The following is a 25121-nucleotide window of genomic DNA, read 5'->3' as shown; positions in this document are numbered from 1 at the left end:
GGCATCATGACGAACGAAGCGTCTTCAAAGCCCGCGCCCAAGAAGTCGGTCGCACTATCGGGCATCGTTGCCGGCAATACCGCGCTCTGCACAGTCGGCCGCACCGGCAACGATCTGCACTATCGCGGCTATGACATTCTCGATGTCGCAGAGACCTGCGAGTTCGAGGAGATCGCCTATCTGCTCGTGCACGGCAGCCTGCCGACGCCGGCCGAGCTTGCCGCCTACAAGACCAAGCTGAAGGGCCTGCGCGGCCTGCCCAATGCCGTCCGCGCGGCGTTGGAAGCTCTCCCCGCTGCAGCGCATCCGATGGACGTCATGCGCAGCGGCGTTTCAACGCTCGGCTGCGTGCTGCCGGAAGCACACGACCACAACCATCCTGGCGCCCGCGACATCGCCGATCGCCTGATGGCTTCGCTGGGCTCGATGCTGCTGTACTGGCACCACTTCGCCCAGAATGGCCGGCGCGTCGACGTCGAGACCGACGATGACACGATCGGCGGACACTTCCTGCATCTTCTGCACGGCCGTAAGCCGTCGGACTCGCATGTCCGTGCCATGCACACCTCGCTCAACCTCTACGCCGAGCACGAGTTCAACGCCTCGACCTTCACGGCTCGCTCGATCACCGGCACGGGCGCCGACATGTACTCGGCGATCACAGGCGCGATCGGCGCGTTGCGCGGGCCGAAGCACGGCGGCGCCAACGAAGTCGCCTTCGAGGTGCAGAAGCGTTATGGTGACGTCGATGAGGCCGACGCCGACATCCGCCGCCGGATCGCTGCCAAGGAAGTCGTGATCGGGTTTGGCCACCCCGTCTATACGATCGCCGACCCCCGCAACAAGGTGATCAAGGAAGTCGCGCGCCGCCTGTCGCGCGAGGCCGGCTCGATGAAGATGTTCGAGATCGCCGACCGGATCGAAGCCGTGATGGCGGAGACTAAAAAAATGTTCGCCAATCTCGACTGGTTCAGCGCGGTGTCCTATCACATGATGGACGTGCCGACCGCGATGTTCACGCCGCTGTTCGTGATCGCCCGCACGTCGGGATGGGCTGCCCACATCATCGAGCAGCGTATCGACAACAAGATCATCCGTCCGTCAGCCAATTACGTCGGTCCGGAGAATCTGACTTTCGTGCCGCTCGAACAGCGCAGCGGATTGCGCTCGTCGGTCCGCGCCGCCTGAGGAACTGCCAGATGCCCTATCTCGTTGCCGCCGATCTGCCGCAAGAGCCTGCCGGGCTCCGCTTCCGCGCGTTCCTGAAGCAGCCGGGCATTCTGAAGCTTCCTGGCGCGCATAACGGCATGGCGGCGCTCCAGGCCAAAGCGGCCGGCTTCGAGGCGCTGTATCTCTCGGGTGCCGCGATGACAGCATCGATGGGCCTGCCCGATCTCGGGATCATCACCGTTGATGAAGTTGCCTTCTTCATCCGCCAGATCGTCCGCGCGTCGGGCCTGCCCCTTCTCGTCGATGCGGACACCGGCTACGGCGAGGCACTCAACGTCATGCATGCCACGCGCGTGTTCGAGGATGCCGGCGCAGCTGCGCTTCATCTCGAAGACCAGATCTTGCCGAAGAAATGCGGTCATTTGAACGACAAGAAAATTGCCGATGCACATGATATGGCAGCCAAAGTGGCAGCCGCGTCAAAAGCTCGTCGCAATCTCGTGATCATCGCCAGGACCGATGCGGCCTCAAGCGAAGGCCTCGATGGCGCCGTTGCCCGTGCCAAACTCTATATGGAGGCGGGTGCCGACGCGATCTTCCCCGAAGCGCTTAACACTGCCGAGATGTTCCGCGCCTTTGCCGAGCGTATGCCTGGCTTACCCCTGCTCGCCAATATGACCGAATTCGGAAAGACGCCGTTCTTCACAGCCGCGGAGTTCGAGGCGATGGGCTACGCCATGGTGATCTGGCCCGTGTCCTCGTTGCGCGTGGCGAACAAAGCGCAAGCAGAACTTTATGCTGCAATTTCGCGTGATGGAGGCACGCATAAGCTCGTCGACCGTATGCAGACGCGCGCGGAACTCTACGCGACAATCGGATTACACAATTACGAAGCTTTGGATGCCTCGATCATTCAAACAATCGTTCCGTCCGGTATGCCGCAGCGCAAGTGAACGGCGAGAGGTTGACGCCCCCCTCTCTTCCAGATAATCGGAATCGTCGAGGTTCTCCGGGTCCCACTTGATCCGGAGCTAAGAGGGAAGCCGGTGCGCTCCCGGTCCATTCGGACTGACGCAATGCCGGCGCTGCCCCCGCAACTGTAAGCGGTGAGCTCGCATCCAAAAGTGTCACTGAAGCACGTGCTTTGGGAAGGCCAGGATGCAGGCGACGACCCGCGAGCCAGGAGACCTGCCCCCGACAACATAATCGTCCACGGGCGGGGTGTCCCGGTGGTACGCCAAGCAGCTGCCGCATCTGCGGCTGCCCTGCCTGCATCCGCCATGGCCTTTTGCCCCCACCACAATGGGGTTAAAGCTATGACTTCTCTTTCACTTCCAGTCGCAACACTCGGCACGCCCCGCATCGGGCCACGCCGCGAACTCAAGCTCGCGCTCGAAGCCTTCTGGGCCGGCAAGATCAGCGAGCAGGAGCTTCTCGAAATCGCAGCCGGGCTCCGTGCTGCCAACTGGGCTCGCCAGAAATCGCTCGGCGCAACCATCATCCCGTCGAGCGATTTCTCGCTTTACGACCAGGTGCTCGACACCAGCGTCATGGTTGGCGCCATCCCCGATGCCTACGGCTGGAAGGGCGGCCTGGTCTCGCTCAAGACCTATTTCGCGATGGCACGCGGATCACAGGGCGACGCACACGACGCGAGTTGCGGTCACGCCCATCATGGACAGGTGCAACAGCGCAGGAAATGACCAAGTGGTTCGACACCAACTACCACTACATGGTTCCGGAATTTCACAAGGGCCAGACCTTCAAGCTCTCCTCGCGCAAGGTGATCCAGGAGTACGATGAAGCCAAGGCGCTCGGCTATCAGACCCGTCCGGTGCTGGTCGGTCCCGTCACCTTCCTGAAGCTCGGCAAAAGCCATGACGCGGCGGTCGATCCAATCTCGCTGCTCGATGGCCTGCTGCCCGTCTATGTCGACGTTCTCCAGGAGCTCGCCAAGCGCGGCGCTGAATGGGTCCAGATCGACGAGCCTTGCCTGGTGCTCGATCTCAATGAGATCGAGCGGAACGCACTCCAGCGCGCCTATACGCGCTTCGCCAAGGACGTGCCCAACGTCAAGATCATGCTCGCCACCTATTTCGGCGCGATTGGCGACAACCTTGCAACCGCTCTGGCGCTCCCGGTAGCCGGGCTGCACGTCGACCTGATCCGCGCGCCGCAGCAGCTGAGCCAGGTCGAATCCGGCGCCCGCGCCGACCTCGTGATCTCGCTCGGTGTCATCGACGGCCGTAACGTCTGGCGCTCCAACCTGTCGGCGCTGATCGACCGCTACAAGCCGATCATTGCCAGGCTCGGCCCCGGCCGCGTGCAGATCGCGCCGTCCTGTTCGCTGCTGCATACGCCGATCGATCTCGAGCTTGAGACCGGCCTCGATCCCGACGTCAAGAGCTGGCTTGCCTTCTCGGTGCAGAAGATCGCGGAGCTGTCCACGCTAGCGAGGGCCCTCGCAGGCGATGACAGCGTCGCCGATGCCCTCGCCGCTTCGGACAAGGCCGCGAAAGCCCGCCAGATCTCACCCAAGATCCACGACGCGGCGGTCGCCAAACGCATGGCGGCGATCGACGACGCCATGCGCCGTCGTACCAGCGCTTTTGCGAGCCGCGCGGAGATCCAACGCAAGCGCTTTGGCCTTCCGGCCTTCCCGACGACGACGATCGGCTCGTTCCCGCAGACCGCGGACGTGCGCAATGCCCGCGCCGCGCATGCCAAGGGCAAGCTGACCGACGCGCAGTACGAGCACTCAAGGAGCAAACCGCCCGCACGGTGCGCTGGCAGGAGGAGATCGGGCTCGACGTGCTCGTCCATGGCGAGTTCGAACGCAACGACATGGTGCAGTATTTTGGCGAGCAGCTCTCCGGCTTCGTCTTCACCCGGTATGGCTGGGTGCAGTCCTACGGCTCCCGCTACGTCCGCCCGCCGATCCTGTTCGGCGATGTCTCGCGGCCAAAACCAATGACGGTCGACTGGTGGCGCTATTCGCAGTCGCTGACGAAGAAGCCGATGAAGGCGATGCTCACCGGGCCGGTGACGATCCTGAACTGGTCATTCGTGCGCGACGATCTTCCGCGGAGCGAGGCCTGCCGCCAGATCGCGCTCGCGATCCGCGACGAGGTCACCGACCTCGAAAAGGCCGGCGCGACCATGATCCAGATCGACGAAGCCGCGCTTCGCGAGGGCCTGCCGCTGCGTCACTCCGAATGGAAGACCTATCTCGACTGGGCCGTGGAGAGTTTCCGCATCTGCTCGACCGGCGTTGCCGATGCCACGCAGATCCACACCCACATGTGCTACTCGGAGTTCAACGCCATCATCGACGCGATTGCGGCCATGGACGCCGACGTCATCTCGATCGAGACGTCGCGCTCGAAGATGGAGCTTCTCGATGCTTTCACCAGCTTCAAATATCCGAACGACATCGGCCCGGGCGTCTACGATATCCACTCGCCGCGCGTCCCCGAGACCAGCGAGATGCGGGATCTCATCACGCTGGCCCGGAAGCGACTGTCGGACTCGCAACTCTGGATCAATCCCGATTGCGGCCTGAAGACCCGCAAATGGGAAGAAGTTCGACCTGCACTCGTCAACATGGTCGCCGCCGCACGCGAATTGCGCAAGGCGTCTTGATGCCGACGTAGCCTTACCTCCCGTTCCTGCACGGAGACTGCCGATGCGCTTCTGGATCAAATGCACCCGCTTCGACGGCGGCAAGCCCTATCACGTCAATTTCTCGTTAGTCGGCGGGATGTGGCGCGATGGCGACAAGACGATGCTGGAGTTCGTCGGCAGTGGGGAGCAGCGGATCGAGGTTCGGGAGACTCCCGAAGAGATCCTCGCCATCCACCTCGGTACATCGGAGGTGTCCGCTTCGTGAATCCGGTAACGAACCCTGCCGGCATCGGCGCAAGTCCGGTGTCGGCCGACCTTCGGAAGATCGGCTCGCACCCCGATCACTGGTATCCCCTGGCGTGGTCGCATGAGGTGAATCGCGGATCTGCCTTTGCTTCCTCGTTTGCGGGCGAGCCCATCGTCATTGTTCGCGCCGACAATGGCGATCTGTTTGCGCTGGAAGATCGCTGCGCCCACCGGTGGGTTCCGCTGTCGAAGGGCGTTGTCAGGGATTGCCACCTGCACTGCTGCTATCACGGTAGGAGCTACGACTCCTCGGGTCGCTGCGGGTCGCTGCGTCGACGTTCCCTATCTCGGCAAGGGCTTCCCAACGGCGTGCGCGCCTATCCGTGCTGCGAGCTGGATGGCGTCGTGCTGGTATGGCCGGGCCACCTGCCGCCAAGCCGCTGCCCACGACGCTTGGCGCCGCCGCGGATCGCGCCTACAAGACGCGACGGTTCGGACGGGTCGTCAATTGCCATTACACTTTCATGCACGAGAACCTGATGGACATGAACCATCCTGCACCGACGAACCACCGGAAAGGTCGGCCCTCGCTATCTCGGAGCGATCCGGTCAGGGTCTCGCGACACAGCAAGTTTAATCCCGCCCCGCCTCCATGATCGCGCGTGCCAGGCGGGCCGGATCGGAGAAGCACAATTCGTGGCTGCCCGGCACCTGAACCAGTCGGAATAGCCCGAGCTTCTCCGACAACCGCGGATGCCAGGGATAGCCGTGCGGCAGCGCGGTATCCTCGGTGCAGTTGATGTAGGACTTCGCCAGCTGCATCTCGGCCGGGTTGGTCTTCAGCACGATCTTGTCGCTGAACGTCTTGAGGGGATGCGGATTGAGGATGTCGTAGGCACGCTGCGCCAGCTCCAGGTCAGCATCGTTGATGAACGCCTCGCGCCAGATCGGGAATGGCAGCACCACCGAGCCGTCGCCGCGCTCGGCGGCGATCGCCTCGAACAGGCCGAGATAGTGTGGCGGCACCAGGTCGTTGAGCGACTCGCCGTTGTTGGGGACGAAGGCATTCCAGTAGATCAGCCGGCGGATGCGCTCCGGCACGAGGTCGGCGACCCCCGTGATCACCATGCCGCCATAGGAGTGGCCGAGCAGGATCACGTCCTTCAGATTGTTTTCGGCAAGATAATCGGCGATGGACTGGATCGCCTCCTGGAGCCCTGTGGTCTTGGCGTCGCCCGGCCGGTTGCCCCTGATCGTGGGGGTATGGACGGTGTGGCCGGCGGCACGAATGGGGGCGGCGACGGGCTCGAGCTCGGCTCCGGTGTGCCAGGCACCGTGGACGAGGACGTAGGTCGACATATTGTAGCTCCTGCGCAAGGACGAGTTAGATCGGCGCGGCAGTCAGCGGATTCGGAAAAAGGTATTTGTCGCAAAAATATCAGGTATCCGCTTCTCGTTTACTTCGATCGTATGACGACTCATCTGTTCTCCCACAAAACTTTTGCCGTCGCGGGTCTCCCCTGGTCCGGAGCAATCAAAGGGACAAAAACGAAATCGCTACCGACCGAATGACGGCAAGCGCGCCCCGCAGAAGCCGCCAGCCTGCTACGGGAATCTGGTCAAGTCAAGGATACGCTGACCATGCGTACACGAGCGAAGACGCAACGGGCGCAAAAAATGCGTTTCGCAAAGATAAATAATGAGACGATACGCCGGAAAGGTACTTTGTATGTGCCATTTAATTTCTTGGTACGATGGATGACCCGATGGAGTTTGTTTACACGAGTCTGCCAAGCGCCATTTGATCTCGCCCTGTCGCTCTTTTCGACCACCGAGCGGCAAAAGTAGCACGTCTCAGATACTATGATCTTTGCCGTATCCAGGTTCCGTTCATTATGTTCGCCTAGACTGCTCTAACGGTTTCCAGGCGTTCGCTTTCGATCCGATCTTTCTGGGAATTCGCACATACGCCTGTGGTTCGCTTGAACCACGCAGAATATCATGACGTCTGCAACTTCCTCCATAGAGCGATTCTGAAGGACATTAGGATGAGAGGCGTTGCTCAGCCGGAGGGAAGGCCGTGGCTGCGCAATTGGGGAGTTCAGCCGCCTCTCCAAACCCTTGGCGGGCGGCAACGTCATCCGGAACAGCGTTGGGGTCGCATCCATGTGGCGCGTGTCAATCGCGGATCAGACGCGATGTCACTCCAAAATGCCGCCAACCGTAGCTTCTTCGCTCAGCCCAGCGCTTTGCGCTCGCCAACTCAGTTGCGGATTCCGCTAGCCGATGCCATCGAGCATAGATGGCCAACCATGTTCCGGCAGTCGCGCTGTACGTCTTTCATGATAATCTTTGCAGCTTTCAGGAACCATCTTCCGTCCCGACAGCTCGTTCTGTTCTCCGGTGAATGCTAGGCCTCCATTGGGGATTTCAATGGCCGTTCTGCCCTCCTCGAATTCCGCGTCACTCGACATCTCATCGAGACGCCGCAAACTGCATTGCGCGGCCTTCCGGAACTACAGCATTAGAAATGTACGTTGTTGGCGGCCAGTCGGGTTCGGCAAAATCAAAACCGATTTCAATCGTTTCCCCGTTGCTTTGAACCACGCGCGCCAACGCATCCATCACGGCAGCGGTCGCCAAGTGAGAGTCCAAATTGCTGTAGGTTCTTCTGCCGTCGATCTAGTCCTGAAACAATGCCGATTCAGCCGCATAAGAGAAGGAATTTCCATATGGATGCGTTATGCGCTCTTCGGTTAGGAAATCTTGAGTTCCAGCAACGAGTGCATTCGATCGTGATGTCACAATCCCGATGTTCTTTCCTCGCAAGTCTGATTGGCTTTTCCTTGAGGAGATAGGAATTTTCACAACATGTCCGTTGATGGAAAAGAGTGTCCCTAAACAGACGCAAACATCTGTGCAGTGCAGTCGACCGTTGACGTTGTATGGCACCTCCGGGAACGTTCCCCATGACCGCATCCCCGGCGTCGTCTGTTCAAGAGCAATAGTTCCTAGACATAATGTTACCTGGGTGCGGCGAAAACAGAGTGCCAACGATGCGACGACATCGGTCTCTCCATAGTGGATTCCTGGATCAAAGCTCGCCATATGCTCACGGTAGTTATCCAGCTTATTCATTATGCCAAGAGGCAGCCGTTTCGCCTGATCTCTCGGAAACGCTGAGAAGCCACTGATGCGCAAACACAGTTCATCGTCCGCATACATCCGACGGCTCATTTGCAAGAGGCGGGTTACAAGATCAACATAGTGATAGGCGCCGTGCATCAGCATGCCGTAGCCATACTTGTACGGGTGGTCTTCCCTGAGTGCGTATTCATAGGGAAGATTCCACACGCCGGATGCTGTTTTGAAGTTGATCGAAGTGATCGGAACGTTTAGCCTTTCCATCATCACCGCGAGTTGGGAACGAATCCGCTTTTCGTATATCTCGTGGTGACGATCCAGTACGATCAGACTGTGCTGGCCCTTACCGCCTTTTGCCCAGGCGAGTAGATTCTTTGTGCGCTGATAGATCGAGCCGCCGTCGAATACACCGTCGCGCATCGGCACCAATAAAGGCTTGGTCGTTAGCGTATCGTATCCCGCTGACATGCAATGCCGCAAATAGCTCTCATGCGCCTGAGGTTCTGTTGCGATGACAACCTTCAGAGTTTCGATACCTTCATTGGCACGATCCTTAAGGAACGGAGCGACATGGCTTAAGGTCGCATCGGGACCGCCATGCAATTCCGGATCGGGGACGAACATCGTATGCATTGGCTGCGCCGGCAACCCAGCCAGTCTACGCAGGACGGCATCACGTTGCGATTGAAGGTCAATGACTGAATATCCGGCGATAGCTCCGGATTGCATGGCGGCTCGAATGCACCGCGAGTACTTGTAGCCAGAAACGGGACCAAATCCCACAATTACAAGGTGATTTGACATTGAATAGGGTCTGCCGAACCGACGAAAGGATGATCCGCTCACATCATTTACGAACGCATCACAACAAACGAGAAGAACTGCTGGTAGCGTCATTGTCCAGCTGCCAGGAATAGCAGCTTGTGTGCGCCTCTTGGCTCGGTCCAGGATGGGTACCGAACGTCACATCTCGGATTTGAGCTGGAATGCCGATGATGATGGGCACACACACATCCATCCCCTCACGACCTGAACTGGCGCCGCCTTGCCCAAGGCACGGCGTCACGATAGCCGTCGCCTGTTACAATGCTGGCTCCTACTTGGCAGAATGCGTCGCATCCGTTCTTCGTCAGCCAATCCGAATACCTCATGAATTGATTATCGTAAACGATGGCAGTAACGATCCAACAACACTGCGAATACTCGCTAGCTTCAACACCAACAAAGCTATCCGTCTCATACATCACGATCGAAATAAAGGACTGCCCGCGGCTCGAAACTCCGGTCTATTTGCCGCCCGGTATGCTTATGCAACCTTCGTCGATGCGGATGACTGCCTGAACGAAAACGAAACTGCCCTGAAGAAGGGAGCGTACCTGGACCGCGCCGTGAACGCATTGAGCTCCGACCCCAGGCTCGCCTTCACACATTGCGCAACTCTCATGATTGGCGATTGCAGGGGGTTTACCAGCTCCGCCTATCCCCTCACTGAGGAGCTAGTGGCAGCTAAGCATCACGTGCCGGCGTCAATCGTTTATCGAACGGAGGACGCCGTCGAACTCGGTGGCTATAATCCCAAAATTGTCAAATGGACTGATTGGAGCTTCGGCGCCTCGCTGCTTTCTCATCGAATAACAAAGGGATTGGATAACAAAATCGCCTACTTCTCGACTCCGTATTATCTGTACCGCGCCTATGTGGATCCACAGAGGGTTTCCCAACGGAGCGTATCGGAACTGGAGATGATTCGAGCGACCATCGAGAACTTCCGACCGCTATTCGACAAATACTACCCAAACCTGGACGACAATGAGAGGGTTCGGCGCATCTTCGCCGCGAAGCCGACTTTACTTGAATGCGTCGCGCACATGGCGAAATCAGACTTGGCTCGAGCGAGGCAATTCATCCGTGAACGCGAGCTCGATCGTCTGACTGGCGACCGCAGTATCGCACTTGCCCCATAGCCGCTTGCGGCACTGACGCTGTGGTTTCAGCACCGCACTTTGCCTTGCGGAACGGCCATCATGCCGCTCTATTCGGTCCTGGCGAAACTCCCGATACCGCTGAGCGGTGGGATGCGCCCAACGACCGACGGCTGATATGCTCCGTTTGCCGTCCCTGTCGGCAGCTCCTTGATCAGCGCCTCGCGGTTCATAGTTACATCTGCTATGTACAAGTGGGTCGGAATGAGAGATGACGCTCGCACGTTAACGATGGACTATCAACGTTCATGAAGCCTTCGGGTGCCAGACTTGGCCTCCTAACATATTTATTCATCTCCTTCATACTTGTCGGAGCCGGCATTGTCATTCCGGCCTGGGGCGCGTTCCATTATGGTGGCACCGGGTTTGTTGGACTGGTCCTTATCTTCACCAACGGCTCAACATTCGCATTAGCGCCCATCGCTGGCCATATCGTGGACAAGCACGACAAGCGAGCTGTCGCAACCGCCGGACAAGCGCTGCGTGCCATTGGATTCATGGGTTTCTCCCTACCCGAGTTGCTTCCCCATGGAGTCGCTTCGTCCGCCATCTTGATCGCTTCGGGCGCCATCGGAGGCTTCGGGTTCTCGCTTCAGATGGGCGCCATCAGTGCGCTAACGCAAATGACCGTTGCCGCACATGACAGAGCGAGAGTGTCATTTCAGATATCGCTCGCAAAGCAGACTGGGATTGCAGCCGGCACCGGCCTTGCAGGGTTATCGATTGATAAATTCGGCTCGTCTACAACCGCCATGTTGCTGGCGGTGCTGGCGTTAGTCGCTGTTTCTTGCTTAAGCTTTATGCGCCTTTCAGCGTTGCGCTCTTCTACGACTGGAAACACGATTGGATTTTTCGGAGCCTCTTGGCGGGCGCTGAGGTATCTTCGCCAAGACGCAGGTGCGCTCAATGCGACGATCGCCGTTGGCTTGGCATTCTCAATTATCCAGACGACCAATCTTTTGCTGCCCGGGTTCGTGGTACATGAACTCAAAGGCAGCACCAGTCTTTTTGGGACCTTGGAGATGATCGCAGCAGCAGCGGGATTCGCGGCCGTTGCCGGCTCAGCACATCACTCTTTGGCTGATAAACTAAGCGTAGCCGTTATCCCCTTGCTGGTTACAGCCGGACTGTCCCTCATCCTGTTCTCGTTTACAAATCAGAGAATGATAGCAGTTGCCGTTTACGCTTTGGCTGGGGTTCTCTGGAGTCTTTCTCGCGCGGCAGCAGATGCCGCGTTACTGACTTTCGTAGAGACAGCGTTCATTGGTCGAGTGCAGGCCCTGACGACATTGATTACGGCCGTCGTCGGTCTTGTCGTCTATAGTGTGCCAACGATATTCGCGGCCTTTAGTGAAGCGCAGCAGTACGCCCTTTTCGGCAGCGTAATCGCGGCTGTCGCTACTGGCCTATACCTTTTCAGACCGTCACATCGTCCAAGCTCTTTATCGGAAGAGGAAGTCCGAGAAGAGGGCGAGCCCGAAGGTCCAAAACAAGTCCGAAAATTTCCGGTGCGTTGATCATGGACCCCGTGCCGGGCCAACGGCCCAGTCGCGCGAGAACTCACAATCTGATGAAGCCCAAGCTGATCAGATACGGCTTGTGTATCAAGTGAACATGCGCTAGTCGGAAAACATGAGTATTCACACGCCAATCCGCGGAATCGTAGGCCGTCCTCTGTTGAGGACGTGATCCGCCGCTGAACGTCGGCGCCATCCGATCCTCACTTTGTGGATGGATCGGCATTCTCCATCCGCGTTAACGATGGAGAAAATCATGCTTGAAAAAGTTTTCGATCCAAAGAGCGCTGAGCCACGGCTGTACGCCGCTTGGGAAGCTTCGGGCGCCTTCGCGCCGACCAATGAACCGGGAGCAGCGTCGTTTTCGATCATCATGCCGCCACCGAACGTTACCGGTTCTCTGCATATTGGCCATGCGCTGAATAGCACTTTGCAAGACGTATTGATCCGCTTCGAGCGTATGCGTGGCAAAGCAGCGCTCTGGCTACCGGGCACAGACCACGCCGGCATCGCCACGCAAATGGTGGTCGAACGCCAGCTCGCACAGGAGGGGAACATCAACCGCCGCGAGATGGGCCGAGAGGACTTCCTCGCTGAGGTCTGGAAATGGAAAGCCGCCTCCGGCGGCAAGATCGTTGAGCAATTGCGCAGATTAGGCGCTTCCTGCGACTGGAGCCGGGAGCGCTTCAGCCTCGACCAGGGCCTCTCGCGCGCGGTGCGCAAAGTGTTCGTCACCCTCCATAAGGAAGGCCTGATTTACCGCGACAAACGCCTGGTGAATTGGGACCCTCAGTTCCAGACCGCAATCTCGGACCTGGAGGTCGAGCAGCGTGAGATGGAGGGCCACATCTGGCATCTCGCCTATCCACTGGCGGATGGCTCCGGCGAGATCGTTGTAAGCACAACGCGTCCCGAGACTATGCTAGGTGACGCAGCCGTCGCTGTTCACCCGGATGACGAGCGCCACAAGCATCTCGTGGGAAAAGAGGTCATTCTACCGATCGTCGGCAAGCTGATTCCGATCGTGGCCGACGAACATGCGGATCCCGAGAAGGGCTCCGGAGCGGTGAAGATAACGCCTGCCCACGATTTCGACGATTTTCAGGTGGCCAAGCGCCATAGCCTGCCGATGATCAATATCCTAGACGAGTATGCGCGCGTTAACGAAAACGCTCCGCAGGCCTACCGCGGGCTAGATCGCTTTACCGCACGCGCGAAAGTGATCGAGGAGTGTGACGCCCTCGGTCTGCTGCGAGGCACCGAGAAAATCCGCCATGCGGTCCCCCATGGAGACCGCTCGGGCGTGGTGGTCGAGCCTTTTTTGACTGACCAATGGTTCGTGAACACCCAGGTGCTAGCGCAGCCGGCGATCAAGGCGGTTGTTGATGGCGACACAGTGTTCGCTCCTAGGCACTGGGAAAAAACCTACTTCGAATGGATGCGGAACATACAGCCTTGGACCATCTCGCGTCAGCTCTGGTGGGGTCATCGCATTCCGGCTTGGTTCGGCCCGGACGGCACAATCTTCGTCGAGGAGTCCGAAGAGGAAGCCAGGCTTCAAGCCAGCGCGCACTATGGCCGCGACGAGCCGCTCGTTCAGGACGAGGACGTGCTCGACACCTGGTTCTCTTCGGCGCTTTGGCCATTCTCGACGCTCGGTTGGCCCGACAAGACACCCGACCTCAAACGCTTCTATCCTACTCACACTCTCATCACGGGTTTCGACATCATACCCTTCTGGGTCGCCCGGATGATGATGCAGGGCCTCCAGCTTACGGGCGAAGTGCCCTTCAAGCGGGTCTTCATCAATGCTCTCGTGCGCGATGCAAGTGGCGTGAAGATGTCGAAGTCGAAGGGAAACGTCATGGACCCCTTAGATCTAGTAGACGAGTTCGGAGCTGACGCCCTGCGCTTCACGCTGACGGCCATGTCTGGAGCTGCACGCGACATCAAACTGTCCCGGCAACGCATTGAAGGCTACCGCAATCTCGCCACCAAGCTCTGGAATGCGACGCGCTTCGCCCAATTGAACAGGTGCGGGCGGGAAACGTTTTCGCCGGAGCTGGCAACGATGCCGCTGAACCGCTGGATTGTTGGCGAGACGGCCCGGACGACGAACGTCGTGACCGGGGCGCTGGTTGAGTGCCGCTTCGGCGAGGCTGCCGACGCCCTCTATCGCTTCATCTGGAATGTCTTCTGCGATTGGTACATTGAGCTGAGCAAGCCGGCACTGAACGGCGCAGACAATGCCGTTCGGGACGAGACGTGCACTGTTACGGCTTGGGTCTTGGACGTCGTCCTCAAGTTGCTGCACCCGATCATGCCATTCCTCACCGAGGAACTTTGGGCCGAGACAGCCCACCTTGGTGCGCCGCGCGACCACCAGGGCTTTATCATGACCGCGACCTGGCCTCAGCTCGCGGAGAGCTTGATCGACCCGGCTGCCGATGCCGAAATCCGACTGATCATTGATGCCATCTCCGAAGGCCGATCGGTGCGCCAGGAGCTGAACATCCCTCCCGCCGCGCGTCCGCTGCTCTTGGTGGTCGAGGCCTCCGAGACGCAACGCGAGGCCCTGACGGCTAATGCGCAACTCATTACCCGGCTGCTGCGCGTCGCCGACGTGCGGTTCGTCAACGCTGTGCCCCCGGGGGCGGTCTCCTATGTAATCGCCGGCGCGACGCTGGCGCTGCCGGTTGCCCAATTCATAGAGCTGACCACAGAGCGCACCCGCCTCACCAAGGAGATCACCAACCTAGGCGCGGAGGCCGGCAAGCTGGCCAAGAAGCTCAGTAACCCGGACTTTATTGCTCGCGCTCCCGAACACGTCGTCGAGGATGCCCGCAACCGTCTTGCTGCAGCCGAGGCTGGCCAGGTCAAGCTGGAAGCAGCCCTCACCCGATTATTGGCCGTGCTGGACTGATCGACGCTGCGGTCGCAGGCGTCGCGGGTTCGATGTCCCTCGGCGGCCGTCCATCGGACACCCCCCCACCCCCGCCAGCAGACAACAATTCGAGCGCTCCCGGTACGGGAGCTTCGCTAAACCGCAATGTGTCGGGAAACTAACACCGTGGGAATCGTGCGACAGCGAAGAGCGGTGGCCCAAATCCTGCTTCCTATGGCTCGCAGACAGCGCCCCAAGACTCGAGCAGGATCGCGCCTTGCGTCCAAACTTGAGCTTGCAGCGGCCCCCGACAGGGAACGAAAAACATGGACAGGCCATTCTCAAGAGAGGCGCACATACCGGAGGGCAGGGTCTTAGAAATAACGACCACGACAGGCTGTATTGTCGGATGTAAATACTGTCCGCAACAAAAGTTCGCAGAGCGTCAGAGGACAGTTTCCGATGTGAAGTATCTGCCGCTTGAAGGATTTAAACGATGTCTGGCGCGTCTACCGACAGCGGTCGACATTCATTTTTCTGGCTATTCCGAACCATGGCTCAATCGGGATTGTACAGAGATGGTCGAGCAGGCTCACGCGTGTGGCCATGGCATCCGAATCTACACAACGCTTGTGGGAATGAACGAGCGCGATCTACGCCGCTTACAGCCGCTGCGCTTTAAAGCGTTTGTAGTCCACGTATTTGATAGCGGCGAGTACATGAATAGCCGCCTTGTCAGGAAACCTTATCTCGATTTTTTCCGTCAATTGGTGGACGCAGACATTCCCTCGATACAATTCCATGCCTTCGGCGAGATCCATCCTGATCTCGTCAAGCTCATCCCCGCCGAGGCGCTGGTTCGCAAGGGATCGCTGATCAGCAGGGGTGGAAGCGTCGACCCTAAGATCGCTGAACCACGAGCGCCAATAGCTGGAGTTCTCACATGTGCTGAAGGAAGGCATTATCGCAATGTTCTTTTGCCAAACGGCGACATCACACTCTGTTGCATGGATTTCGAGAGGCGCCATGTTTTTGGAAATCTTCTACGTGATGACTACAACGAGCTCTTCGAAGGGCAAGATTTTCGGCAGATCGTTGATCGTATGAACGGGGCGAGTGGCTTTCTGCTTTGTAGAATGTGTGAACACGCCAGGCCAAAGTTGCTGGATCACTGGCGCTGATCGCCAACACGTCGCGCATGCACTGATCGATCAGCCGACCGTATGGTCTGGAGTTGCTTCGCGCCTTGTATATTCGGTCGAAACGCCCGTGACTTGAGCGCGTCGCAAGCGATTGGGCTCTATGCGCTGTGTGTGTCGTGCCGGGCCCGGCCTGCCGGTGGCGCTTTCTCGCGCGTCCTGGTTGGACGACTCCGCCGACGGTGTCACGCGGCCGGCCAAATAGGAGATCACTTCAATCCAATGAGCCTGTATTCAAAAAAGGAGGACGTTCGCGTCACCCCGGCATGACTTCCACGTGGCCTATCAAGCGTGCGCGCTCGAGCGCGATCGCCACTACGATCGCGAAGACGAGAAGTTGTATGGCGGGCCAAGAGCGACGGCTGAAAACCCGCATCCTTCAGCCAGCTCAATCGACTTCTCGAACCGCCGTCGCGATTTGGAATCCGTGCGCCTACTAGCGGACTGGGTAGCCCTTTCGGCTCCCTGCTTGAGACAGGTTCTCTGACTTTCAGCTTTGGAACGTTGAGCAGGTGCTCCGCTTCCCGGCGCCCGCAAGGGCCGACGGCGCTCGCCGCTGCGGTCTCCCCGGCCTTCGGCGCTGCGCTTGAGCAGGCCAGGCGATGCCACTCGGCAGCCGCGCCCCTGCGTGCGCCCCCCTCCTTCTGGGGCTCGGCAAGACGTTTCGGCCCCGGAGTCTGGTGCAGACTGTAGTTTAACTAACTATCAGCTGGACCGCCTTCCAGGTCGGCACGGCGTCCCTGCGGCGGACGGGGAGAATAGATTGTCCGATTTTTTTCGGCCTAGTATCGTATTCTACGACGAGGACGTCATCGACCTTTACCATCGGATCTGCGCGCTGTATCGATAAGTAAGGAAGATGCAGAAACAAAGGAAAAGTAGCCCGGTGATTCAGCCGTGCGACGTCCGATCCTAAAACGTCGCACGAGACTCGTTTTGTTCTCTACAGACATCTGGCGAAGCTATTGCGTTGCATCGCCCTTCTGGCCCGCAGCGAGCATGAACCATACCGGACATCCCAAGCCGCGAACGGCCATATGTACCTTCGGCTCAGGCCGCCGCGCGAGCGGCAGGCGCCTGATCTTCAGCCCCCCTTTTTCGCCCCGGCGGCGTTCTGATCCGCCCGGACGATGGTGGAATCAACGATCAGATATTCGAAGTCTGGATCATCGGACATCGCCTCGAAGATCCGCTCCACCCTTGATGCTCCATCGACTGAAGCGCCGGAATACGCTCTTCCGAACGCCTCCGGAAGGTCACGCCAGGGTGAGCCCGTGCGCACGATCCAAAGCACACCTTCCACACACATCCTGTGTCCCGCCCGGTCGAGCCCTTCTGATCGGGCCGGCCTATGATCAGCGGCGCCAGTCGCTCCCAGGCGGCCTCGCTCAACGCCAAACGATCCATCACACCCGAGGCCGCCTCCCAAAAAGAGAAAAGGGAATCTGCGAGCAGCCGTCTCTTTCTCGTTCTGCAGATCGAGATTCAAACGCGCCCCATTCCAGGTCCCACTTCCTAGCGCGGAGCAACTTTAGGGCAACTCTGGTGTCGCTCGCCGAGAGTCCAACGCCGCGTCTCCTATAGCCCGCTGACGGTGCGGGCAGTCACTGCACATCACGTGTGTGGTTACATCAGACCGAACATGCCTGAGTCTGCAATCAGACAAACCTGCTAGCTGAAACGACATTCGGGAGCGAATACATCGCGCGATTCCGCTGGTTCGCTTGGCCCAGTTTCTGCATCGAGATACGGCGGAAGCTAGATTTTTGGACGTTAGACATGGAGGCGCTATGCGCATTTGCGGCCTCAAATTGAGCCATGACGGAGCGATTGCTCTTATCGAGAACGGACGGCTTGTCTTTTGCGTGGGGCAAGAGAAGCGGAATAACAATCTGCGGTATCAAGCTATCGAAACTCTTGATGCCGTTATCTCCACCTTGGCGGAGCACGGGCTGAATTCGCGCGATGTTGATCAGTTCGTGATCGACGGCGGCGCGGACGGCCAGTCCCAGGTGCTCAGTGGTACTGAGTTGGTCATTCTCAAATGGGGACCGTATGTGGAACCTCATGCGGAAGGGCTTGTCACTTCGTACGAGGGCTCTGGTCTGATTCTCGAACGCAAAGCATTTCCCTATAGAAGCTATTCACATGTCTCGGGCCATGTGGCCTCCGCATCACGCCGAATGCGCAAGTATGTCAGAGACACCTGGAGGCCAGCACCGCGGTTACGACGGTGCTCACCCCAGCGATCGGCTACGAGCGTCCGGCCAAGCTGGCGAAGGGATTTCAAAGGCCGCATCGTGCATCCGCAGAAGTGGACCGAGGACAACCAATCACCGGCCATTCGGTGGTCTTCCCGGATTTGATCGCATAGCGAAATTTTCCATAGCCGATCATCAAAGATGCTCATCTCGAGCAAAACAATCCGGGAGGTGCTCGACGACCAGTCGGATCTTTCCCCGACTTGATCGCCCAAACGACTGATTCGCATCGTCAAGGCCGATGCGAAGGCGAGCGGCACCATAGATCGCGATCACTGACGCAAAGAGAATTACGGGGTGACGAATGCTGATCGTCGTCCTGCAGAATTTGTCACTCGAAGGAGCATGTATGAAATCCAGAGCAGCCGTCGCCTGGGAAGCCAAGAAGCCGCTGTCGATAGAATCGATCGAAGTCGGTGGTCCGCGACAGGGAGAGGTGCTTGTCGAGATCAAGGCGACGGGCATTTGTCATACCGACGCCTACACGCTGTCGGGTCTGGACTCGGAAGGTAAATTTCCAGTGATCCTCGGCCACGAGGGCGCGGGAATCGTGCGCGAGATTGGCGAACGTGTAACCTCGCTGAGGCCAGGCGATCACGTCATTCCGCTCTACATGCCGGAATGCCGGCAGTGCAAAACCTGCCTGTCGCAGCGGTCCAACCTGTGCACTTCGATACGCGCTACCCAGGGCCAAGGTCTAATGCCTGACAAGACGACCCGCTTCTCCTGCGACGGACGTGAAGTCTTCCACTACATGGGCTGCTCGACCTTCTCAAATTTCACGGTGTTGCCGGAAATCGCTCTGGCGAAGGTCCGCGAAGACGCTCCCTTCGACAAGATCTGCTACATCGGATGCGGCGTTACGACCGGAATCGGTGCGGTGATCTACACAGCGAAGGTGCGTCCGGGATCGAACGTAGTGGTCTTTGGCCTCGGCGGCATCGGTTTAAACGTCATTCAAGGCGCGCGAATGGTGGGCGCCGACAGAATCGTTGGCGTCGATATCAACCCAGCGAAGGTCGAAATGGCCAAGAAGTTCGGTATGACGGATTTCATCAGTCCGTCCGAAGTCGGTCATGACAAGGTCGTGCAGGCGATCCAAGACTTGACGGACGGGGGCGCCGACTATTCCTTCGATGCCACGGGCAACGTGAACGTCATGCGACAAGCGCTCGAATGTTGTCATCGCGGTTGGGGTGAATCGATCATCATCGGTGTCGCGGAGGCCGGCAGGGAAATATCGACCAGGCCGTTCCAGCTCGTCACCGGTCGTGTGTGGAAGGGCACCGCCTTCGGCGGAGCACGCGGTCGCACGGACGTGCCGCGGATCGTGGACTGGTACATGGAAGGCAAGATCAAGATCGACGATCTGATCACCCATACGATGCCTCTCGACGAGATAAACACAGCCTTCGATCTCATGCATGGGGGCAAATCCATTCGATCTGTCATTGTCTATTGATCGCGACCATTGCGCTTTACGAGGAGGGAAGTATGACGAAAAGACTGTTGCATCGGACGATTCATGACGCTGGCTTTCGCGGAGGAAGCTCCTCATTCGCGGGAGGTCGCCTGCCATTGAGACCTTGCCCCCTGGACTTACTCCAGATTGACGTTCGCTCTGGCGCATATGAGGACCAGAGCATGAAGCGCAGCCGCCTTTCTGAAGAGATGGGGTATTCGGTCCCGGTCGCCTGACCTATTTGCCGTGCGGCCGGCCTCAGATCAACACGTTGTTGAGCACCACGCGAAAGCGCTCCGCTGCACGATAATGGATATCGGTAAGGTCGCGCATGCAGGCAGCGAAGTCCTCTGCGACCCGGCGCTCGGTGATCTTCACTCTGCGCCAGGGGCGGTTCACATCGAGGAAGACAAACAGGTTGGCGGTGCCGTTGCGCCGGTACTCGCAGTCGTAGCGCTCGAGCTGCCCCGGCTTCGCCGGGATTGGCTGGCGCACCTCGCCGATGAGCTGGATCGGGCTCTCGTCGAAGCAGACCACCGGGTGCTCCGGGTCAGGTGTCTCGGCATAGAGATCGAATGCGGGCGACATAGTCGCCGTCCACCTGGGGAATGCACCACATGTCTTTGCGCCACGGCTTCAGATCGTTCTCGGCCAGGCGGCGGCGCACCGTCTCGCGCGACAGGCTCCCGTGCGCGGTCAATTTGACCATTGCGCCCGCCAACAGCTCCAGCGTCCAACGCGCGCGCCCTGCGGGCGGGCTCGAGCAGGCGGTCGCCACCAGCAGGGCTTCCTCCTTGCCGGTGAGCTTGCGCTCTGCTCCGGGGCGCGGTTCTTCGCTCAGCGCTCGCTCCAGGTTGCCTTCGACAAACCGCCGCTTGGTCCGGTAGACCGTCGAGCCGCCAACCCCGACACTTGCAGCGATGTCCTCGTCGCTGACGCCGGCGTCGGCAGCCAGCAGGATCTGGGCTCGCTTGAGCTTGCGCGCCGCCTGCTTGCCGCCGCTCATAAGGTGCATGAGCTCTGCACGCTCGCTTTGGCTCAATTCGACCCGATAGCGTACATTCATCCGTGCCTCCTCGTGTTGAGGCACGGATCACCAGCTGAATCGGATGGCCGGCGTGAGTCGCTCGGGAAAACCTTCACCGCAAAGCAGGGCCAATATCTGGCCTATATCCACCTGTACACGCGGTTACACCGCCGTCCCCCGGCCGAGACCGACATGCGGGAATACTTCTGCGTCAGCCCGCCATCGGTTCATCAGATGGTGCTGACGCTCGAACGGGCAGCATTAATCCGAAGGCGGCCGAGGACATCCCGCAGCATCGAACTGCTCATTGATCCCAACCAACTGCCGGACCTATTCTGATCCAGCCCTCAGCCGGTCAAATTCACCGTGCAGAGTTACCAGTTGTGCGAGTATCTTATCGAGATCGCCCATCTTATTATCTTCAAAGATAGGCCCGTCCGACGCAAGTAGCCTTTGCGCTTGTGAGCAATGGGTACAACACGACCTAAAGAATTCACCGGTTAAGTGAGAGAGAGATGCCTCCAAGCGCTTTGAGATTGTCGAATTCATAGCCGACGCGGATAGTCGGCTCGGGTCGAACCAGTCAGATGCGACGAGAAACCCCCAACCTCGCAAGAATGACGGAATCAACGCGCTGTAAGTATGAACTTGCTCAAAGACGCTCTTGAGCGTTCGCGCCAGCATTGCATGAGCGCGGCCGTCAGCAAAAGAAAACCTCAGCGCCTGAACGGCAACAACGCCGCCAGGCCTCAGCCGCCTTTTGATACGCAGATAAAATTCCCGAGTGTAGAGAGCCAGCGCCGGGCTGTCGGAAACGAGATCGCTCAAATCGATGACAATGACATCATAAAGATCTTGGTCGTTTACGATGAACTCTCTACCATCCGAGAAAACGAGCCTGCATCGGGGATCATCGAAGGCTCCTCGATGCCAGTCTTTCAGATATTTCCGGCACACATTAATCAGTTCGCTGTCGAGATCAACCATCGTTGCCGTCTCGACCGACTTATGGCGTAGCGCCTGCCAAATGGTCGCTCCTTCTCCCCCGCCGATAACCAGTACATTCCTAGGTGCTGGATGAGCGAGCATCGCGGGTTGGACCAAGAGTTCGTGATACAGTTGCTGATCCAAAGCAGCGCTTTGGATCATGCCATCCAAGAAAAGAGTGACGCCATAATTCGCGGTCTCCGCAACGCATACAGTTTGAAAAGGCGTATGGCCGAGATGAATGATGCGGCGCAGACAATAGCTGTATCTATCGAAGAGATCGCTGTCTTCCGAGAACGCAAGATAAGTCGGATGTTGATTGCGTTGCCTTGACACCTCGGGTTTGCGCGTATGCGAAGAAGAATTCTCACTCATCATTCGATGACCTTACGCTTGAAGATCAATGGAGTTTTGCAGTGCGGACGACAAAATCAGATGCGGTGACTTGATGAGATCGGCGCGAAACTATGTCTGTTTGTCAAGACTATGAGGGTGAGCGGCAGTAGCCCGATGCGAGAGATCCGGCGGGCCGAACTGATCGGCTCCCTTGGTGCGTTGTGCCCTACTGTCGACGGGTCATGACCACCAATCGCATGCCCCTCCCGCGACCACGTCTGGCTGCGGCGCACCCTTATGGGCTTTGGTCGTAAGTTCCACTTGCCTGACCGCTACCTCTTCTCACACTGCGGACGTCAGATCGTCTAGGCTGGAAAGCCTCGATCAAAACCGCGACTGCACTTTTTGCATCACCGCTGCCACAGACAAAAACATCAGCAGCCACATAGCCGCTCTCAGGCCAAGTATGTAAGGTCATGTGCGATTCGGCCAGCAACGCTACTGCCGAAACGCCGTGACTTGGGACGAACCTATGCACATGAAGGTGGATCAGCGTCGCTTTCGCTGCGCGAACGGCTTTTCGGATTGCGTCTTCCGCGATGGACGGATCGTAAAGGTGGTTCGCTTCCCAAAGGTCAAGCAGGATATGAGATCCACCAATAGAGTTTACCGGTCCAGCATCAATCGCTCCGTCATCGGTCATTTTGCATTCTCAACTGAATTTTCGATCCGATAGTCCTTTTGAAGGCGCGGGGCAATTGTCAACGGAAGACGAGGCGACACGATCGCAGGGGCGAAACAAGTTGAGCGAATGGGGCAATCATTGAGAGAGGTGTGACGCAGCGCGGTGAAATCAAACCGCATCGATTCTTCTCCCCTCCCGGCCGCGCTTTGCGCGCACGACATGTGCCTTCCGAAACAGCTCAACTTAGCTGATAGGTGAAGAGCAAGAAAACTATCAACTCCGGTAGTATGGCCGTGCCTAAGTCCGACTGGCGCAGCAACGCTCGCGCAGCCGCCGGGCGCTTACAGAAAGGCAATCAGTTTCCGACGAGCACATCCAAATGGATTGTTGCGAGCCCGTTTTTGGCGGTGCGAAGTTGTCCTCTATGGTCCGGCAATGGCCTTCCACCGACACCGGCTTCTGCATGAACGTGCCCCTCGAGATCTGCGATGAACGGCATCATCATTGATGCGAGGGTTGGTTCAATACTCTCATGTTCGGCAATTTGGAAAAACTTGGGGCGCTGACGACAGGATCTGCATTACGCGGTAAAGGTCCACTTCCTTCACAGCCCAATGCTTGCGCTGTGATTCAAATTCGTGGAGCATGTCAAGCGCCGTACGATTGAGGTAGATCGTGCTGTTTTGGAGCGGAGACACCTCGGCATGGAGTGGCATTCAAATGAAACTCCCCGCGGTCCGTTAAGCTGACCAAGATGCGCAATCTCGTCCGGCACTTCTTCCTGCATGATCAAGCAACCAAGAGGGAGCCGGCCCACCAATTCCGGCAGGTTGTTAGCGGCGAGAGCGAAGCGTAGATGCTGGCCCGGAGATAGCTCATGTTCTACGTTTACAAGTACGCGCGCATGCCCGGCCGGGTAAATGGACCTTTGCGTTGCAGCACTCGAAGTTGGAAGACCCGAATTGGCAGCGCGGAGGCTTTGCCCACAAGGCATTGACATATGCACGGAACCAACCACCAAACCGCGACATGGCTCCCTCGGCTCCGTGCAGGGGCTTGATTGCTGCGCAATGATCGTGCGGCAGAAACTCAAGTAGAAGCGGATAAGGGATGGAGACTCACCAGCCCATTGCCCATCCTTGACATGCTTCGCTGGGTCGAAGTGTACGCGCCAGCCTCAAGCATGAGACAGTCACTTGCTTGATATTCGCTTCAGTCGCGACAATGCGACGCCGAGCCGCCTGATCACGAGCGGAACATGATCGCAGCATTAAACGGCGCTCCCGAACGAACAGTAGGTGCAACTTGCCCAAGATGACAGAAAGCCGACCTCATCGCGATAGAAGTGACTGTGTCCTCGCGTGCGCGATCCGACGAGCGTAATTGACTTTTATCGCGAAGATTGTCGGGACAGTGCGACTGATTACATCCCTGCAAGGATGGCGGCCCTTTCGGCGTGCGGCCGTCGCGTCTCGACGAGCAAGCAAGCAAACGGGTGATCTGGATCTGTCCAATGAGGATTTTCGTGTGAACGCCGATCAACTTGCTGTGGCCACGTTCGCAACATCACCGGGGCAGGACGCCGCGCCGAGTTTGGAGTTTCGTGCTCTGATGCTGGGGGACCGCATCAATGCGGCGGGCCTGGAGATCGGAACGATGGTGTCGTCGACGCCGGCCGCTTTCCGGGTCCATGCCGGGCTCGCCGTGATCTTCCGCTACGGCATCGTGGTGCTGATCGGCCTCTCGCCCTCCGAAGAGAAGGTTCTGGTCGACACCTTGAAGCCGCGCGTGATCGGCGAATTCAGTCCCTACGAGGAAGAGACCGCGCAGGCGCAGCTCTGCAACGATGACGCCTCCGAGACTATCCAGCCTGGCGGGCCAATCTGCATCGCCAAATTCTCCGACGACCGGCTGCTCCTAATCGCGGACGCGATCGCCAAGAGCACCGCGCTTGCCCGCGACGAGCGCCGTGTCGGCGCCGTGTTCGACGTCATCGAGCCCTTTGCGCGAGAGCTCGCCCAGCGCGGCCGCACGCCGCGCCGACGCAAGGGAATCCTGCAACTGATTGGTAACGTGCTGTTGGTGCAGCAGCGCGTCGCTGGCCGTGTCGCCGTCGCGGAAAAGCCTGACGTGCTCGGGGAGAGGCCCGGGCTCGACCGTCTCTATTCGCGTCTGGAGGACGAATATGAACTGCTTGAGCGTCTCGACACGCTCGAGCGCAAGCTCAAGGCAATCTCCGAGACTGGGAATGCGCTAACGGATATTATCGACACGCAACGCTCTTTTCGCCTGGAGGTCGCCATTGTCGTGCTCATCCTGATCGAGGTCGTGATCGGCTGCGTCGAGATCCTCATTGGAACTCACTAGCGATTAGGTTCGCTCAATCGCGAAGTCCTAAGCGTCTACGAGCATTTCCGATATAGCATCGGTGGCCAGAGCTCCCCCCAAGCCGTTCAGTTGGCTCGACGTTTGCGAGACGTGTTCCGCGCTCCGGGACGCCTTCCCTCCCATTTCGCTGGGGCAGCAAGCTGGCCAAACGCATCGGCGGCAAAAAAAGCCAAGGTTGCCAGATGCAAGTCCAGTCAGCACAGCAAGAG

15 protein-coding genes, 4 pseudogenes and 1 riboswitch are annotated in these 25121 nt (G+C 58.6%); of the genes and pseudogenes, 12 read left to right on the top strand and 7 right to left on the bottom strand.

The window, feature by feature from the left end; genetic code table 11:
• Positions 1-6: 6 nt before the first annotated feature.
• From prpC to SO180_RS08850, 5 genes and pseudogenes are all read left to right on the top strand, one after another.
• Positions 7-1188 (top strand): bifunctional 2-methylcitrate synthase/citrate synthase, encoded by a 1182-nt coding sequence (prpC, locus tag SO180_RS08870; RefSeq protein ID WP_449378428.1) that lies wholly within the window; start codon positions 7-9, stop codon positions 1186-1188.
• Positions 1189-1199: 11 nt separating this feature from the next.
• On the top strand, positions 1200-2123 hold the full coding sequence (gene prpB, locus SO180_RS08865) for a methylisocitrate lyase (RefSeq protein WP_449378498.1): 924 nt from the start codon (positions 1200-1202) through the stop codon (positions 2121-2123).
• Between the two features lie 32 nt (positions 2124-2155).
• Positions 2156-2381, top strand: a riboswitch (cobalamin riboswitch).
• A 105-nt stretch (positions 2382-2486) separates the two neighbouring features.
• A pseudogene (gene metE / locus SO180_RS08860) lies at positions 2487-4812 on the top strand (5-methyltetrahydropteroyltriglutamate--homocysteine S-methyltransferase).
• Positions 4813-4855: 43 nt separating this feature from the next.
• Positions 4856-5059 carry a hypothetical protein gene (locus SO180_RS08855; RefSeq protein ID WP_449378427.1) on the top strand — a complete coding sequence of 68 codons (204 nt, stop codon included), beginning with the start codon at positions 4856-4858 and terminating at the stop codon, positions 5057-5059.
• Positions 5056-5580 carry a Rieske 2Fe-2S domain-containing protein gene (locus SO180_RS08850; RefSeq protein WP_449378426.1) on the top strand — a complete coding sequence of 175 codons (525 nt, stop codon included), beginning with the start codon at positions 5056-5058 and terminating at the stop codon, positions 5578-5580. Before SO180_RS08855 ends, SO180_RS08850 begins: the two co-directional genes overlap by 4 nt.
• Before the next feature lie 93 nt (positions 5581-5673).
• Here the strand turns inward: SO180_RS08850 and SO180_RS08845 are convergent, their stop codons facing one another.
• The 3 genes from SO180_RS08845 to SO180_RS08835 form a co-directional block, all read right to left on the bottom strand.
• Entirely contained in the window at positions 5674-6399 is a 726-nt protein-coding gene (locus SO180_RS08845; RefSeq protein ID WP_449378425.1) for an alpha/beta hydrolase, read from the bottom strand.
• A gap of 1116 nt (positions 6400-7515) precedes the next feature.
• On the bottom strand, positions 7516-7683 hold the full coding sequence (locus SO180_RS08840) for a hypothetical protein (RefSeq protein ID WP_449378424.1): 168 nt from the start codon (positions 7681-7683) through the stop codon (positions 7516-7518).
• A gap of 39 nt (positions 7684-7722) precedes the next feature.
• On the bottom strand, positions 7723-8817 hold the full coding sequence (locus SO180_RS08835; RefSeq protein ID WP_449378423.1) for a hypothetical protein: 1095 nt from the start codon (positions 8815-8817) through the stop codon (positions 7723-7725).
• A gap of 353 nt (positions 8818-9170) precedes the next feature.
• On the opposite strand from SO180_RS08835, the gene SO180_RS08830 reads away from it, so the two are divergent.
• The 4 genes from SO180_RS08830 (at position 9171) to SO180_RS08815 (ending at position 15748) form a co-directional block, all read left to right on the top strand.
• Positions 9171-10148, top strand: coding sequence for a glycosyltransferase family 2 protein (locus tag SO180_RS08830; protein WP_449378422.1), 978 nt, complete (start codon positions 9171-9173; stop codon positions 10146-10148).
• Between the two features lie 266 nt (positions 10149-10414).
• A complete protein-coding gene (locus SO180_RS08825; protein WP_449378421.1) occupies positions 10415-11683 on the top strand; it encodes an MFS transporter in 1269 nt (422 codons plus the stop codon).
• 256 nt (positions 11684-11939) lie between these two features.
• Positions 11940-14606 (top strand): valine--tRNA ligase, encoded by a 2667-nt coding sequence (locus SO180_RS08820; protein ID WP_449378420.1) that lies wholly within the window; start codon positions 11940-11942, stop codon positions 14604-14606.
• A 287-nt stretch (positions 14607-14893) separates the two neighbouring features.
• Positions 14894-15748, top strand: a complete 855-nt coding sequence (locus tag SO180_RS08815) for a radical SAM/SPASM domain-containing protein (RefSeq protein ID WP_449378419.1) — start codon at positions 14894-14896, stop codon at positions 15746-15748.
• 983 nt (positions 15749-16731) lie between these two features.
• Here the strand turns inward: SO180_RS08815 and SO180_RS08810 are convergent.
• Positions 16732-17173 (bottom strand): annotated as a pseudogene (locus SO180_RS08810) (IS5 family transposase); the annotation flags it as partial.
• Between the two features lie 383 nt (positions 17174-17556).
• On the opposite strand from SO180_RS08810, the pseudogene SO180_RS08805 reads away from it, so the two are divergent.
• A pseudogene (locus tag SO180_RS08805) lies at positions 17557-17940 on the top strand (carbamoyltransferase N-terminal domain-containing protein); the annotation flags it as partial.
• A gap of 436 nt (positions 17941-18376) precedes the next feature.
• On the top strand, positions 18377-19489 hold the full coding sequence (locus SO180_RS08800) for an S-(hydroxymethyl)glutathione dehydrogenase/class III alcohol dehydrogenase (RefSeq protein ID WP_449378497.1): 1113 nt from the start codon (positions 18377-18379) through the stop codon (positions 19487-19489).
• A gap of 267 nt (positions 19490-19756) precedes the next feature.
• Here the strand turns inward: SO180_RS08800 and SO180_RS08795 are convergent.
• The 3 genes and pseudogenes from SO180_RS08795 to speD all read right to left on the bottom strand — a co-directional run.
• Positions 19757-20555: pseudogene (locus SO180_RS08795) on the bottom strand (IS630 family transposase); the annotation flags it as partial.
• A 291-nt stretch (positions 20556-20846) separates the two neighbouring features.
• A complete protein-coding gene (locus tag SO180_RS08790) occupies positions 20847-21878 on the bottom strand; it encodes a spermine/spermidine synthase domain-containing protein (protein WP_449378418.1) in 1032 nt (343 codons plus the stop codon).
• Positions 21879-22134: 256 nt separating this feature from the next.
• Positions 22135-22542 (bottom strand): adenosylmethionine decarboxylase, encoded by a 408-nt coding sequence (gene speD, locus SO180_RS08785; RefSeq protein ID WP_449378417.1) that lies wholly within the window; start codon positions 22540-22542, stop codon positions 22135-22137.
• A gap of 1509 nt (positions 22543-24051) precedes the next feature.
• Between speD and SO180_RS08780 the strand changes: the two genes are divergently transcribed.
• Positions 24052-24891 carry an RMD1 family protein gene (locus tag SO180_RS08780; protein WP_449378416.1) on the top strand — a complete coding sequence of 280 codons (840 nt, stop codon included), beginning with the start codon at positions 24052-24054 and terminating at the stop codon, positions 24889-24891.
• The last annotated feature ends 230 nt before the right edge of the window (positions 24892-25121 follow it).

It is taken from the genome of Bradyrhizobium sp. UFLA05-112, from assembly GCF_053572325.1.
This window is presented reverse-complemented; position numbering and strand designations above follow the sequence as displayed.